The 14346-nt window shown below is 49.4% G+C and carries 14 protein-coding genes and 4 pseudogenes; 17 read left to right on the top strand and 1 reads right to left on the bottom strand.

Going from position 1 to position 14346, the window contains the following annotated elements; translation table 11 throughout:
* Positions 1-804: 804 nt before the first annotated feature.
* From PSSD_RS28205 to PSSD_RS28215, 6 genes and pseudogenes are all read left to right on the top strand, one after another.
* Positions 805-1208, top strand: a pseudogene (locus tag PSSD_RS28205) (DDE-type integrase/transposase/recombinase); the annotation flags it as partial.
* A gap of 382 nt (positions 1209-1590) precedes the next feature.
* Positions 1591-2214 carry a TetR/AcrR family transcriptional regulator gene (locus PSSD_RS22940; protein ID WP_058973815.1) on the top strand — a complete coding sequence of 208 codons (624 nt, stop codon included), beginning with the start codon at positions 1591-1593 and terminating at the stop codon, positions 2212-2214.
* Between the two features lie 629 nt (positions 2215-2843).
* Positions 2844-3446, top strand: a complete 603-nt coding sequence (locus PSSD_RS22945; RefSeq protein ID WP_058973816.1) for a DUF2913 family protein — start codon at positions 2844-2846, stop codon at positions 3444-3446.
* A 200-nt stretch (positions 3447-3646) separates the two neighbouring features.
* Positions 3647-3880 carry a KTSC domain-containing protein gene (locus PSSD_RS22950; RefSeq protein WP_058973817.1) on the top strand — a complete coding sequence of 78 codons (234 nt, stop codon included), beginning with the start codon at positions 3647-3649 and terminating at the stop codon, positions 3878-3880.
* A gap of 356 nt (positions 3881-4236) precedes the next feature.
* Complete coding sequence (locus PSSD_RS28210; protein WP_058973818.1) at positions 4237-4506, top strand: DinB/UmuC family translesion DNA polymerase; 270 nt, start codon at positions 4237-4239, stop codon at positions 4504-4506.
* 15 nt (positions 4507-4521) lie between these two features.
* On the top strand, positions 4522-4806 hold the full coding sequence (locus tag PSSD_RS28215) for a hypothetical protein (RefSeq protein WP_058973819.1): 285 nt from the start codon (positions 4522-4524) through the stop codon (positions 4804-4806).
* A gap of 267 nt (positions 4807-5073) precedes the next feature.
* Here the strand turns inward: PSSD_RS28215 and PSSD_RS22965 are convergent, their stop codons facing one another.
* Positions 5074-5985, bottom strand: a complete 912-nt coding sequence (locus PSSD_RS22965) for an Rpn family recombination-promoting nuclease/putative transposase (protein WP_058973820.1) — start codon at positions 5983-5985, stop codon at positions 5074-5076.
* A gap of 426 nt (positions 5986-6411) precedes the next feature.
* On the opposite strand from PSSD_RS22965, the gene PSSD_RS28220 reads away from it, so the two are divergent.
* The 11 genes and pseudogenes from PSSD_RS28220 to PSSD_RS23020 form a co-directional block, all read left to right on the top strand.
* The gene (locus tag PSSD_RS28220) at positions 6412-6627 is read left to right on the top strand and encodes a pyocin-S2/colicin E7-DNase domain-containing protein (protein ID WP_153011490.1); all 216 of its coding nucleotides are present in this window, start codon (positions 6412-6414) and stop codon (positions 6625-6627) included.
* 40 nt (positions 6628-6667) lie between these two features.
* Complete coding sequence (locus tag PSSD_RS28525; protein WP_439654616.1) at positions 6668-6826, top strand: pyocin-S2/colicin E7-DNase domain-containing protein; 159 nt, start codon at positions 6668-6670, stop codon at positions 6824-6826.
* Positions 6827-6880: 54 nt separating this feature from the next.
* Positions 6881-6943 (top strand): annotated as a pseudogene (locus PSSD_RS28580) (hypothetical protein); the annotation flags it as partial.
* Between the two features lie 275 nt (positions 6944-7218).
* Positions 7219-7915: pseudogene (locus tag PSSD_RS26845) on the top strand (IS6 family transposase); the annotation flags it as partial.
* Positions 7916-8315: 400 nt separating this feature from the next.
* Complete coding sequence (locus PSSD_RS22985) at positions 8316-8807, top strand: tyrosine-type recombinase/integrase (RefSeq protein ID WP_235589276.1); 492 nt, start codon at positions 8316-8318, stop codon at positions 8805-8807.
* Positions 8808-8957: 150 nt separating this feature from the next.
* On the top strand, positions 8958-9326 hold the full coding sequence (locus PSSD_RS27575) for a hypothetical protein (RefSeq protein WP_153011491.1): 369 nt from the start codon (positions 8958-8960) through the stop codon (positions 9324-9326).
* Between the two features lie 581 nt (positions 9327-9907).
* The gene (locus tag PSSD_RS23000; RefSeq protein WP_058973825.1) at positions 9908-10768 is read left to right on the top strand and encodes a ParA family protein; all 861 of its coding nucleotides are present in this window, start codon (positions 9908-9910) and stop codon (positions 10766-10768) included.
* On the top strand, positions 10765-11865 hold the full coding sequence (locus PSSD_RS23005) for a ParB/RepB/Spo0J family partition protein (RefSeq protein WP_058973826.1): 1101 nt from the start codon (positions 10765-10767) through the stop codon (positions 11863-11865). The genes PSSD_RS23000 and PSSD_RS23005 overlap by 4 nt, the downstream gene beginning before the upstream one ends.
* Positions 11865-12329: a hypothetical protein gene (locus PSSD_RS23010; RefSeq protein WP_058973827.1), complete on the top strand. Its 465-nt coding sequence runs from the start codon at positions 11865-11867 to the stop codon at positions 12327-12329. Before PSSD_RS23005 ends, PSSD_RS23010 begins: the two co-directional genes overlap by 1 nt.
* Positions 12316-12648 (top strand): M14 family metallopeptidase, encoded by a 333-nt coding sequence (locus PSSD_RS23015; protein ID WP_058973828.1) that lies wholly within the window; start codon positions 12316-12318, stop codon positions 12646-12648. Before PSSD_RS23010 ends, PSSD_RS23015 begins: the two co-directional genes overlap by 14 nt.
* An 861-nt stretch (positions 12649-13509) precedes the next feature.
* Positions 13510-14346, top strand: a pseudogene (locus tag PSSD_RS23020) (Abi family protein); the annotation flags it as partial.

Raw genomic sequence — 14346 nt, forward strand, 5'->3', positions numbered from 1 at the left:
GCTTGAGGTGCAACTGTGTCGAAAGTCTTGACGATAGACTATGGATTTAAAACCGTGGAACTCATGTACAAGGAAACGGACTTGTTGCAACATCATGCGCACAGGCTGCAGGAAAGTCCGTTTAATCCTGCCGTTATTCGGCTCAGCCTCCGACTGCTGACGCGCAGCTGTTTCTCCTCATCACAGATCTAGTAATTTAACGCCCCCGCTTTGGTTACAGGTGTATCTGGCTGCTTCTTCGGCGTGAAGGCATTTTCGTTAACTCATTTCCTAATCTTAATACGCTTTAAGCCCTCTTATTTACTGATTGATTTCGATGAAACCTTTGTTGGACTTGATATTTTCAGAAGAACACAAGCATCTTCTTATTAGACCCCTACGGTAACAAAATCCGAATTGTAAACGTCGAGATACACCCTGCCTTTATAGCTAATAACCACAACGGCACTGATTCAGGGCTGGCAATATGATAGAATCAACTCAGACGCAGGAATAGATAGAAAGAGATTGCTGCACATTGGCCAGAAAATTGAGGCTATTCATTGTAAGTGATTTTAAATAAATATATTTTAGGTGGGAATGATTCGCAGCAGAGATTAGCGTCAGATAACCATAATCAAATCAGAGTAAGTTCTTCATTCACTTCAATTCCCTGACTCGCTTTGCAGGGTAAAGTCTTACGGAAATCACATAGGAATGGAGCCGATTTCTTGCAAAATGTTGTAGCTTAAACAGATTACAACGAAGACTATAAAACCCCATCTGCTCCGGATATTGATTATTCAACAATCATGTTTAGCGCATCTGTGCCCGGATGCACCGAACCTGACCTGGTCGATGGATTTTGTCATGGATGCAGTTGCCAAGGCCGTCGAATTAATTACCTTACCTGCTTGGATGATTTCACGAAAGAGAGTCAGAGGATCACAATCGCCTACGGTATTACAGGTGTTCAGGTCAAGCGTCATCTGAATATCATCGTGCTCTTTCCTGGATGCCGGTAACGTTAAGGACTGATCAGAATTTGGAATTTTTATGCTGTACGCTTGAGCAACAGGTCTTTGAGCATAGTATCGAGTTGAGATCTGTCCAGCCGAGTAAGCCTACGCAGGACGGATTTATTGAGAGCTGACGGCCGCTTTCGGAATGAATTCCTGAATGATATCTGGTGCAGAGATATTCCTGATGGCCGGAAAATCATCTATGACTAGTCACAGCACTATAACGAGTGAAAGCTCATTCATCGTCAAATTAACAGACTTAGTTTTAATTTGCAGCAGGAAGGAGAAAAGTAAAATTAGAAGGTAAATAAATCGACATTATTTATTTTTCGTAGTATTTAATACAGGGGGTGTGTCAGGGCGAATAACGTTTTGTTTTGGTTAATAATAAAAACTCGGTTAGGGGCGCGGGGGGGGTAATTTTAAAAGAAGATCTGTTTTATAAATAAGGTGATTTTGAAATTTTACCCTGATTTTTATCGTCCGGCGAAATATAAATGCAAAATACATGAAGACTAATGTTTTTTATCGATCGCTACAGAAAAGATGGTAAACTTATCTATATGCTATTAGATTTTTAGGTATGTCAATGATTAGTAAGAATAAAATAGGTAGGCCTAAGTTAATGTCAAATGAGAAACTGGCTGAGGCTTTGTTCCAAGTTTTCGCATTCAAGGGCTATGCATCTACTTCCATATCTGATCTTACCCAAGCAACAGGGATGAAACCCGCGTCACTTTATTTAGCTTTCAGTAACAAGGAAGGCATGTATGAGGCTGCGCTCAATTATTATAAACAAAACTGGCTCAGTGGATTGAAGCAGGTGATTGAAGATAAATCGGTAAGTTTTGAACAGAGAATACGAAAATTTCTTGATGAAGCTTTTACGCTTTTCAGCTGTAACGAAACTCCATTGGGTTGCATGATGATTTTTTCGTCACTCGCTTTTCATTCTGACGATAATAAAATCTCATGCCAGCTACGCGATGAGCGCCTGGCATTTGTTAAGTGGTTAGAATTTGAAGCCAGCATTGCAAAAGCATCTGGACAATTACCCGGAGACATTACCCCAAAGGAGTTCGCAGGCTTTATTATTACATTAGAGCGCGGACTAGCATTGTCCGCGTTAGACCGACCAGACCCTGAAATGATCAGGTCGATGATTGACAAAGTGTTATCACCATTATTCTTTCAGAAAGTAACAGATAAATGAATGCTATAAAATTAATTTATGTTGAATTTTTATTTAAATTCTTATCAAATTTAAAATGATTTTTGTTAAGAATATTTGATTTTTTTAAGAGACTATTTCCTCAAGGGCTAAAATTCTCACCGTGGCGATAACCTACAGTATTTCAATGAAATAGGAACCGCCCCGGCCTTTTCTGACTACAGATTCTTCGTAAAGCTGCTGATTATAAGTTGGATGTGCTGCCCGCTGGCAGCAAAGCCCTCTGCTATCGTCAGTTCGCTCATAAATATAGATCAAACTGCAGAAACGAGGATGTCAGACGAACACGACGAACAGATGGTCCCCACTTACTGTGAGACATATCAGATAATCGGAACTAACTGTCTAAGCCCGCAAGGTCTGGGTCAGTAGACTCCTCGAGAACAATTGGTCCGGAAGCCAGCAACACCCAAGAGACTTACCAATGAAATGAATTCTGTAATTTTTCCCCTGATTTTCTCTTGAACAGCAGTGGCGCTAAACGGATAAAGTAAAAAGGCATAGCTTAATCGGAAGCTGTATCCGCAGGTTTATTTAAGGGCTGCGGATGTCATAAAATGCTGCATTTCAGGGCCACATTTTTCTGTGGTCCGTCATAAAGGACGCGGCTTATGGATAACGACAACCTGAACGTCAGTCACCTCGCCTGGTGCGGACTGATTGCGCTGAACACCGCCCGGCAGGACGGGATTGTAACCTCGCCCGCGCAGGACAACCTGTTTCTGACCCGCTGGCTTGCCAGCGCCGAAAAGCAGCGAAGGTTTCCCCGATCGCTCGCTAGCGACATCAGCTGGCTGCTGAAAGAAGGGCGGGAAAAGGGCCTGCGCGCCGACCTGCCAGGCAAGCTCGATTACCTGTGGCGCGCCGGCAACGGTGACCTGCAGGCGCAGAACGACCTGTTCCGGCTGCAGCACGCCCTGCACGCGGTAAAGCTCACCGGCTGGATATATATGGTGCTGGCAGAGAGCGAGTGGAGCGGTCGCCGGCAGCTGCGCCTGAGCCCGTCCGTATCTGGCATCTACCTGAACCGTAACGCACTCGACGCCGGCTTTGACGAACGGGGCCGTCAGCGCATTCCCCTGCCCGCGCGCATCACCGGTGAGCTGCCCGCACTCGATAAGCTGCTGCAGCGCTCGGGGTGGCGCCGGGAAGCGGCCGGGGGGGCTGATGAGCATCTGCACCACCTGCTTGCGGACGGATTCAGCGCAGCGTGAAGCCATGACCTGAATGGTGACGGACGTGACAGGCTACAGTGAATCTCCGCGCCGGCTCAGGTTTCAGGGCGGGCGTCCGATAACACCCGCTTAAGCAGAATAATAAATCGTTTGTTTTCATTCCCTGAACGGGGCACTGCCCGGCGGCACCCCACTTTTTTAGCGGCCACCTGAGCGATGGCCCTGACAGAATATACATCATGAACACGCATGAATTGACGTCTCAGCTGTTTCGCAGCGCGGGCTACGATCCGACCACCGGCGTGCTGGAGCTGGAGTATCGGAACGGCGCGTGCCGGCGCTGGCTAGCGGTGCCGGCAAAGGTGTATCAGGCGTTCTGCGCTGCCGCGGACTGTGACGCATTTTTCAGGAGCAGCATCGAGGGCCGCTATATTTCTCTCCGGGGCAGTCTCAGCCTGCGGCGCGGCGTCTGATGCCATCATCTGCGCGTACGACTCATAGTCTTCTGCAGCCGCGAGCGGCGCACCGGTGCGCGACGTTCAGGCGCACTCGGTAGCCGCAGCGCCGCTCGCGGGGCGCTTGGGTCAAGGTCTCCTGCACCTACGCTCAGAACGTACTGCCCGTGTGTCGCGTCACAAGGTAGCCTGTTTTATTCATGATTTTCCGGGCGTTGTTTTCATTCCAGCCGCGAATAAGCAAAAAGGCGCCGCGAATATCGCCGCGTGACGTCATGATATTTTATTAGTGAAACGTATTCATATTCTGCTCTCCCTGATTCAATTAGCTGGGCATCATCACGGCCCTGCAACTGGCCAACAGCAACGTCAGCATGATACGAAATAATTTTGCCGTCATCACCGAGTGTACCGTTCTGGAGCTGAACGGCGAGTTCTGCCTAGCGCTTGGGGATGCGCCGCCGCCGAAGCAGCAGATAGTCAACTCGCGCTCGTTCGGGCAGCGCGTCACGAATCTGAAGGAGATACATCAGGCAATAGTGCTTTACGCCACGTGCGCAGCAGAGAAGCTTAGTGAGCAGGACTCACGCTGCCCCTACATTAGTGTCTCAATCGCTACGCGCCGGTACGGCAATAAGCCGTAGTACTCGAATACGGCATTGTGCATCTGTGACTATCCGACGAACAACACGCTGGACATTATTCACGCTGCGCTGCCGGAACTGAGTACCATCTGGCGGGACGGCTACTGTTACGCGAAAGCCGGCGTCATGCTGGGTGACTTTTATCAGTCTGGCGTGGCTCAGTTTGACATGTTCAGCGAGCAGCAGCTGCACGCCAACGCGGACGCACTGATGGCGGCGCCGGACGGCATTACCGCTCAGGCCAGGGAAAGGGTTTGCGGGTCAAGGTTCCCAAGACAGCTGCTGGCAGATGAAGCGTGAAATACTCTCCCCCCTTACACCACACGGCTGCGGGATATTCCTGTGGTCAGAGGCAAATCATGATTCAAGTACTACCTGAGGCAGGAGGAAGGACGGTTTCAGTGGTTATTTCTAAAAACCGTCCGCTCATTGAAGCTAGGTAGGATAAAGCCCGGGATAACGTTGCCGCAAAACGATTCTCTTTGAATCAGCGCTCAAGAGCCTGTCCGTCAGGTGTTACAAAACGCTGACGAGCATTACCATTCCATTCATCCCTAGACGCGCGCATCAGTGACGGATATGCTCAAGATCCTGTTCGTTGAGGCCCGTCAGGTTCATTACGGTCTGATTATCAAGTCCCCTGATCAGCATAGCCCGCGCAATCTTCAGGGTAGCCTCACGTTCACCTTCAGCGCGGCCCAGCGTCAGGCCCTTTTCCAGGCCTTTCTGCTCCAGCTGCTGTGCGATAGTCATCAGTTCATCCTCATGCTGCGGCACTCTCTGCGCCAGGTTGCGTACGAAGGCTTCGGCGTCGTCAGTCTCGCCCGCTTGTACGATGTAGTTTATCAGTGAAACCAGCTGCTGTCCCGTCAAGTGACCAGTCAGCAGAGTGGCGACTAGCCGGTCCAGCAGGTCGGATAAATCGCGCCGGTGTATGTGCTTCTGCAGTAGGGTCAGCGCGGCCATGCTGCGGTGGTGCATGATCTCTTCGTCGGGGATCACCGTAACGTCGACTAGCGGAAAAGGTCCTCCGTATAAGTGGCCTGCAAGCGCCGGATCGTCAAACTCCTGCAGCCAGTTCGTAGAGTACGGATACGGGCTACGCTTCCCGGTGTAGAAAAGAACCGGAATGACCAGCGGCAGTTTTTTATGTCCGGCGTCGAGATGGCGCTGCATAGCGGCCACGGCGTAGCGCATCAGGCGGAACGACATGTGGCGGTCGGGCGTCGACTGGTGCTCGATCAGCACGTGTATGTAGCCGTCACCGGCTGCGGTCTTCAGGCTGTAGAGCACGTCGCTGTAGTAGGCGCGCAGGCTTTCCTCCACGAAGCTGCCGGATTCCAGCTTCAGGGTGCTGAGATCGCAGGCTGCGCGCAGCTCTGCCGGCAGGTGCAGCTCGATAAATTCACGGGCCGTTTCCGGGTGTGTAAGGAAGGCCTTGAACGCGGCGTCGTGGGGCACCTGCGTGGTTTTCTTCATAATCAGGTTCTCAGGCCGCGGTGCCTTTCGGCGCGTCGCGGACTTCACTCAGCATATAAGGTAGCTTAGAAGCATCTGACGCCCAGCGATCGGGCAGGTTGCCCTGCAGGAGTTCCGGCAGCCAGTCGGCCTGCGCGAGCGCTGAATTACGGGCATAGTAGCAGGGGTGCAGGCCGGTGTCGTCGCTGTTTTCAGCGCGATCAAAACTGTCCGCTTTGGATGAATGCGGCGGGCCTTGAAGAACTGCAGGAACCGCTTCAGATTACCCGTGCTGCCTGCCACCGGCGGTCAGGTGCCCGCGTCCGTCACCCCGGCCCATACCGGGACTGACATCACGGCGCTACCGGAAGGTGAATACCCGGGCCCGCAAGACTTATCTACTGGTAGCCGGCCGCCGCCAGCACCGGCGTCGAGCCCGTGTACGTCATGTTCATCAGCCCCTGCGATTTGCCGGGCACGGTAAGTGGTGAAGGTCAGAGCATGGTCGCGCCCGTTCTGAAACAGCTTGCTGACAAGCTTCGGGGGCGTGAGTTTGCCAACTTTGATGCTTTTCGCCGTGCATTATGGACAGAGGTCGGAAAAGAGCCTAAGTTGCTTGAACAATTTAAGTTAAACAACAGGAAAAAATTAATAAAAAGGTAACTCACCTTTCCCTATTCCATCTGAACAAGTTAGCGGTCGAATTCGTTTTGAGTTACATCATGACAAAGCTATTAAAGATAACGGTGCTGTATATGACATTGATAATATTCGTTTAACCACCCCAATACTCCATATCGAAGTTTATAAAGGAGAAAGTAAGATGTCTAAAAATTCTATTTCAGAATATACGGAAACTTAATTATTAGGTTTTCTAAAAAATTTTGATGCTAATTACAAAACGGAAGCAGAACATACTCAAGCCGTTCTTGAATTTGATCGCTTAACTGAACACCCAGACCGTAACGGCCTTATTTAACACCCTAAAAAATAACCAAGATGATAGCCTAGAGGGTATCGTCAAAGAATGGCGATCGGCCAATGGCAAGCCCGGCTTTAAAAGCTGAATCGCCCTGAACGAATCAGGTTGTCCGCGGGCTGCTGCGAGCGGCATTTTTTCTTACCTGTTTTTATTTATCATTAGACGAATAAATAAAAACAGGTAAGAAATGGGCCACAGGATAAAAGAGGGCACTGTTGCAAAGATCTCAGCGTTAGTAAACTTTCTTCCTATTTTTACCAGTGACTCTCGCCATGAACGTATTTAAAGGCAGGCATTTTCAGCGCGAGATCCTCCTCCGGACAGTACGCTTATACCGCAAATATGCCATCATCTATCGTGAACTGCAGGAAATGCTGACCGAACGCAGCGTGAATGTTGCTCACACCACGTTTTACCGCTGGGTTCAGCGATATGCGCCGGAAATGGAGAAGCGACTGCGCTGGTACTGGCGTCAGCCTTCTGGCTTCTGTTCCTGGCATCTGGATGAAACTTATATCAAAATGAATGTCCGATGGGTTTATCTGTAGCGTGCCGCCGACAGCAGGCGGCGCACTATCGATTTTTTACCTTTCCCCGCGCCGCAATACGAAGGCCGCGTACCGGTTTCTGAGAAAGATTTAAACAACGTAAAACGGTGTCAGATCCCGCGCATTATCAATACGGACAAAGCGCCGCCATACGCCCGGGCACTGGCGTTACTGAAACGTAAAGGGAAATGCCCGCCGGAGGTGGAGCACCGGCAGATCAAATACCGGAACAACGTTACCGAATGCGATCATGGCAAGCTGATACGGATAATCAGCGCCACGCTGGAATTTAAATCGATGAAGACAGTTTACGCTACGATAAAAGGGATTGAAGTGATGCGAGCGCTACAAAAAGTTCAGACCGAACCACTTTATTTTGGACATCCCAGGCGAGATGCGCCTGGTGAGCAGAGTCTTTGAAAGACAGAGCTTTTCAATACCCCCAAAGGCCACATCATCACAAAGTTTGCAACAGTGCCTTTATTTAGATCCGGCGTCGCTGTGTGAAATCTGATGAAATGTCAGGGGTAAACCCAGCCAGAATTCACACAGCGATGTCAAAGGAGAAAGAGCGTACATGGCGCCACCGGTTTTACACGGCTTGCCAGCCACGCAGTCCCCGCTGCCCGCCGACGGCGCTGCGCGCGTGAGCTTCAGCTTATACCGAACTGCGCCGCTACCTGCTGGCGCCCGAGGTGGCCGGCCTGCTACATCACATAGCCGGCTGAACCAGCACGCGTTCATCAACACCCTGTGGAACACCGGTACCCGCCTAAACGAGGCGCAGGCGTGACTTCCGTTTAAACGAAGCCATTCCGCACGTGGTGATCCGCACCACAAAGCAGCTTCGGTCGGGAAGCGGCCGGCCGAAAAAGGGCACGAGTCCTAACCGTGTAGTGCCGCTCTCCGATCCGGCCTGCGTTGACGAGATGAGGCGACTTTTCGCAAGCGTAAAAGAGGTGTTTGAGACGGACGGTGAGCATGTCGAGCGCTGCGCCCTGCCCGTCTGGACCGTGCCCGATCGAACGATGAGAAACTGGCTGACCCGCGCCACCGACGCAACAGCCTGCGCCGGCGTCAGGCTGAGCATCGACGTCTCTCCCCACACGTTCCGTCACAGCTTCGCGATGCACATGCTTTATCGCCACGTTCAGCCGAAGGTGCTGCAGTCGCTGCTGGGGCACGAAAAATTTGAGCCGACCGAGATTTACACCAAGGTTTTCGCGCTGGAAGTGGCCGCTAGCCAACAGATTCGGTTCAGCCTCGATACTGATGCACCATTGCAGCTGCTGGGCGGATCGTCAACGAAATAGAAAAGGGAAGCACTATGTCTACGTTGGTTGGGGCCGAAATTGATGGGCTGAGCGTTGAAGACTACCAGAATCATCACAGTACCTGGGTTTTTAAGCGAAGTGACAGAGTCAGAGAACACTGTGAACGGGATGAGAACGGCAGGCTGCCTGATGGCGCTTTTATTGGCTTTCGTGCGTCAGCAGCGGCCATCCGGCGTCGCATGGCTCTGGTGGGATTTTGATTTAGCCGCCGGCGAAAAGCATTTTAAAAAATCCTTAAGCATACTGCTGCAGGAAGCTAAATTGGCGCTTCAGAAATATCAACACCCCTCCTATTACACGGATGAAAACCCCTATCTGGCCTCGCGAGTAAGAGAAGCGGTTTATGCTTATCCGCGTTTAATCCACGCAGTTGAAGGGAAGAGCCTGGCAGACTGGATTTCGGCATTTCCCCTTGCTCTGAAGACAGAAACTGATGCGGCCCCGATTTTCTTCCCTTTGGCGTTCGCTGGGTTGAGGCGAGTCCCGTGCCGCTTGTAAATGGCATGCTTAGCGGCATACCAATAGATCGCGAGTGCCCCTGCACTCATCTGCTTAATTTCCCTTGCACTGACGGCTGGTACTTTGAAGCTGCCTACCTGGCGAGTTGTCCTGACGAAGCTGTCTGCGAACTTAATATTGCTCCGCTCATTCAGAGTGGCTACGAGGAGGACTTTCAGGACCTGGATGATATTCAGCGTCATGAAACGGAACCGCACATCTTCAGTAGGCTAAAGCTTGAGTACTGTTCTTAATCAAGCACTGCAGTTCCTGCCCACAGCAGCATGGTTGGATGCCTTTTCTGCTACGGCCATCCTGACAAAGGGGATTTATAAAATTACTGACAGATTTTATGCCATTAGTACTGATAGTCAGATTTCGCATGCGAAATCTGGAAACTTAGAGAATCAATATTGATTCTCTAATCATCACTTGGCATAATCATTCTGTTACCGGAGAGCCGGATAACATTGCGGCGACACGCCAGACTCAATGGAGCATATTTTCTTCGATTACGAAGTACTCCAGTCAGCGACGAGCCATCACAAACATTTCGCATGCGAAATCTTGAGGATGTAGCTATGGGCACTAAAACAGGTATTGTAATCATTGTCGGCAATCAGAAAGGGGGAGTGGTTAAGTCGCAGTCCACCAATGAACTGACGTATAACCTGCAGGTGATGGGAAAAAAAACCTGCATGATCGACTTTGATACCACTTCTGGCCTTACTGAGAGAACCTTTCCTGATACGCTTCCTTTGTCCATTGATAAAGACCCGCTTGGAAACACATTCTCACCGGGCGAGGCTAACGCTTATCAGCTATTTTTCCCGGACACTGACGTCATACCTCATGAACTTCCAGATGGCCGTCATATCATCGGCTCGACGAACGAACTTCATGAGATTAACTACCGTCCGCAGGACTGTATTTTCGATTTCAAAGAGCGTATTTCTCAGCTGCGCCAGAACTATGACTACATTTTTATCGACTCTGCGCCGGAATATAACAACCTGTTGATTGCCTCTCACCTTGTCGCTGACTATCTGCTGATACCAACCCTGCTGGAAAAGTCGTCCAGGATTGGCGTGGGTAAGCAACTTTCATACATGCAGCGCATCCGTAAAAATTACAACCCAGAGCTCAAATATCTGGGGACCTATATCACCCAGACGAACGTGCAAAACTACAATCAGCCGCTGCTTGAGGGTTATCTGACCGCGGTGGAAACGGAAAACCTTCAGAGGCTGTTCGATATTCTGGCTGAAAAAAACTACGGTCCTGAAACGGTGCTGGCGTACATATCTTGGGTTAAGAATCAGGCCAAAGAGGCCATTGAACTTGGACTCACCATGAAAGAATATGCGCCAGCCAGCAAGCCGGCGCTGCAGTATCAGGAACTGACCAGCAGGATCATCGCGCTGACACAGGAAGGTCAATGATGGCAGGAAGCAAATTTCAGAAGCGACTGAACGCGCTTAAAATGTCCAGCACCTCAGTGAACCTTGTTCCTGAAGTAGCAGCCAGCGTAGCTGTTCGTGATACTCCAGCTCCGGTTGGGAGCCCTGAGGCATCCCGAATTCGTTCGGAGATTGCTCGTCCCGGTCTTGAGCCAGAAGGGCAGATTGTCCGCGTCAGGGCGGATGAAATCTATGAAGTAGATCAGGTCCGTCCTGAAGATGATTTTGATGAAGAAGTTATCGCCGGCATGGTCGATTCTTTCACCGAGTTCGGCAACCTGACCCCTCCACGTTGTTTTCCGAAGGACAGAGACGGGTACCGGGTCTGGTTTGGTGCCACGCGCGTGCGATCGATGAAAAAGCGCGGTGATGAGTTCATTGATATCTATGTGGGCCGGCCACCAAAGGATGAGAAGCAACGCATTATGGGGCAGCTGATTGAAAACCTTCAGCAGTCGGGGCTCAAACCACTGGCCACGGCGGTTGCATTTGAAACACTAAAAACGGAATTCAATATGACAGGCGAGGAAATTGCCAGATCGTTAGGCAAACCCACGGCCTTTGTCAGCAAACACATGCGCATTGGGTCTGCGCCGGAGAAGATTAAGGCTCTGCTCAAAAATAAATCTGTTTCTGACGTCGACCTGGCGTATACGCTGATACAGATTGACAGCCTAGATACTGATGCAGCCGACCGTCTTATTGAAAAACATACGGCTGGAAAGCTCCTGACACGCGCGCTGGTAAAAAAAGAACTCGATCAACTAAAAGGACGGGAAAAGAAGTCTGCCGCGCCTAATATTTCGCATGCGAAATCTGACAATTATAAAGATAAGCTGCAAGGTAATGATCCTGAATATGATTCTTTTAAGCAGCCAGGTACGCCAGTCATGGATAGCGCCGTTACCCCACCGTCCTCATCACAACTGTTTCCGATTGTTATGCTCAATGACACAGAGTGTGCAGTAATGCTTGATAAGAAACCTGATGAATTCGGTTGGATATGGGTTAAAGCCCCGGAGGGGGAGCGTTACGTAAAAGCCTGCGATGTTCGGCTCATAGGGCTGAGGTCGGAATAATGGCGCCAAAGCATTTGACTCCATTTGCAGTTTTATCTGGCCAGTTCCGAGGGAGTGTTGTGCGCAGATGGGTTATCGGTGAGCAGAGAAGTGCGGTTGATGCTGCGCAGGTTCTTACTGACCACGCGCGTCGGCTTAACTTAGTTTCTCGCGAGATACCTGTACCCGGTTCCGCTCTGTCTGAGTGGAATAAACGCAAGCAGCCGCCCTTATGGGCGGCATTAGCTGCATTTGACCTGATAATAAAACGGGGCTGGCGTCCTGAAACTCATGAGGACTGGGCAGGCTTTGCATCGCTGTTATGCAAGCTCACACCTGGTGTGGAGCTGGAGAACCTTGGTGCATATTTGCCCGAAGGTATAGATCCTCAGACTGCCTCAGGCTGGATTGCTGCAGCCATTGAGGAGGATCACCATTATCGTGCCCGGAAGAAACTGGCAGCTAAAGACGATGACTTTCACTGAACTCAATGATGTGCTGGGCCTGACTGGCAGGCGATCGCTGGCATCCCTGCTTGTATTTACTCTGGCCGATGCGCTGGATAATAACCTACGAGGTATCAACCTTGACGATTTTGAAGCGCAGAGCGGCTATTTCAGAACTAACATCCGGGCTGTTGCCTCCACGCTTCGTGAACATGGTGTAATCGATATTTATTATTACGACGTGAATAGTGACGATGGGGCATGCCTGCTGAGTCCGCAATCTCCCCGCGGACGATGGTCGAAACATCATTACAGGTTGGCAGACTCAGTCAAAACACTTCTCAAAAGAAGCCAGTGATTTCGCATACGAAATCACATATAGATACCGACAGGAGTTTTTACCCAGCTCTGCCATCTAATCTTGAGAGCAACATCTTATATTTAAGAGAGCTGACATAGTCATACACTTACGACGCTGTGTAGCCCCCAGTAACTTATATATCGTCACGCTGTCTATTCTGTTGAGGCATTTCATTATTCGCTCTATAGAACTGGGTCGTTATGGAAGACAAATGACCGATATAACAGAAGACTGATTGATGTCGTCAAATGCACTCTTTATCAGGCGACATTAACTGTATCCAATTGACCGATGCGTTCTTCCGCCGGCGTTTAAACGGGCAATTCTAGTTTCTTGGTCGCATAGCAACGGTAGAAATAATAATTCCGATCTTCCTCGCCATGTCACTGGACATTATTTCCGAATATGCTCTTTCGTCCCGGTGAAAAAGCACGTTTTGCTGTTGGTAACGGTGGGGCTGGGTACAGCGGGAGACGAAAGAACACTACATGTTGTGTGCCGTTCAGTTGCCGAAGACACGACATGTTGATTATCCACAGAATCAGGGGATAAGGGTGTGGATAATGGACAGAATTGGCTGTCTGTCCAAGGCGCCGCTGAGATTAGCAGTCTGTGGGGGCTGACAATAGTATGTTATTGACGGCGGCGTCAATTTAGCGTAGTTTTTAAAGCAAGTACACCCGCCACGCCTAGTCTTTCGAGATGCGCATTATGGCGGTTTTTTTTTGCCTCATTCCCTCAGGAAAGGATGCAATGCCCGCTCAACCCCAAAACAGACCCCGGCTATACCAGAAATCTACACAATCCATTCCGGATCTTATAGCTAAACTTCTACTACGTGGACTTATCATTAATGATATGTCTGCGGCAGCAACCGCGCTTACCTTTATTGGCTACTTTAGTTTACGTGGCTATTGTCTTCCATATTATCAAATGACTCAGGAAAGGAAATCAAAGCCACTAGAACCAAAAATTTTTATTCCTGGAACAACGCTAGAGGATGTCATATCACTGTATGAGTTTGACAGAAAGTTAAGGTTAATAGTACTTGAACAAATCCCGAAAGTAGAAATTGGATTGCGAACTTGTCTGTCTGAATACATGAGCGAAAAATATGGCTCTCATTGGTTTATGAATCTCACAGCCATGAGTAGAGAGTATGATTACGAGGGGTTTTCAGGTCAGGTTAGGTGTGCCAAGGAAGTATTCATAGACCATTACAAAGAAAAATATGAACATCCAGTTCATCCTCCCTCATGGATGATAACCGAAACTTTAAGCTTTGGTGCTTGATCGCGTATGTATAAAAATCTACATCATTTCGACCAGAAACAAGTTGCTGCTAAGTTTAATATTCAAAAGTCTGATGTTATGGTTTCCTGGTTTTATACTTTATGCCATTTTCGTAATTTGTCAGCGCACCATAATCGAATTTGGAACCGGTCGTTTAAAGCTTCGCCTCCGGCAAAATTGAATAGTCTTTCCCATCATATGACCAACCCACAGACTTTATACAGTCGTATTGTCGTTCTGAAATATCTTTCAGACCAGGTGTCGTGGTCAGATGGACTTAAGCAACAAATTCATGAAATTATGCTCACTAAACCTAACAGTGTCACATTTGAAAAAATGGGATTTTGGAGTGACCCCGAGCCTATAGACAAATCTTCCCTATATTTTGAGCATAGCAACTGT

This window comes from Type-D symbiont of Plautia stali, from assembly GCF_001485335.1.
GTDB lineage: Bacteria > Pseudomonadota > Gammaproteobacteria > Enterobacterales > Enterobacteriaceae > Pantoea > Pantoea vagans_C.

Bases quoted from the DNA above. Each gene is read 5' to 3' on its own strand.
- PSSD_RS22940 (WP_058973815.1), top strand. From the start codon at position 1,591: ATGATTAGTAAGAATAAAATAGGTAGGCCTAAGTTAATGTCAAATGAG.
- PSSD_RS22945 (WP_058973816.1), top strand. From the start codon at position 2,844: ATGGATAACGACAACCTGAACGTCAGTCACCTCGCCTGGTGCGGACTG.
- PSSD_RS22950 (WP_058973817.1), top strand. From the start codon at position 3,647: ATGAACACGCATGAATTGACGTCTCAGCTGTTTCGCAGCGCGGGCTAC.
- PSSD_RS28210 (WP_058973818.1), top strand. From the start codon at position 4,237: ATGATACGAAATAATTTTGCCGTCATCACCGAGTGTACCGTTCTGGAG.
- PSSD_RS22965 (WP_058973820.1), bottom strand. From the start codon at position 5,985: ATGAAGAAAACCACGCAGGTGCCCCACGACGCCGCGTTCAAGGCCTTC.
- PSSD_RS28220 (WP_153011490.1), top strand. From the start codon at position 6,412: ATGTTCATCAGCCCCTGCGATTTGCCGGGCACGGTAAGTGGTGAAGGT.
- PSSD_RS27575 (WP_153011491.1), top strand. From the start codon at position 8,958: ATGGCGCTTTTATTGGCTTTCGTGCGTCAGCAGCGGCCATCCGGCGTC.
- PSSD_RS23000 (WP_058973825.1), top strand. From the start codon at position 9,908: ATGGGCACTAAAACAGGTATTGTAATCATTGTCGGCAATCAGAAAGGG.
- PSSD_RS23005 (WP_058973826.1), top strand. From the start codon at position 10,765: ATGATGGCAGGAAGCAAATTTCAGAAGCGACTGAACGCGCTTAAAATG.
- PSSD_RS23010 (WP_058973827.1), top strand. From the start codon at position 11,865: ATGGCGCCAAAGCATTTGACTCCATTTGCAGTTTTATCTGGCCAGTTC.
- PSSD_RS23015 (WP_058973828.1), top strand. From the start codon at position 12,316: ATGACTTTCACTGAACTCAATGATGTGCTGGGCCTGACTGGCAGGCGA.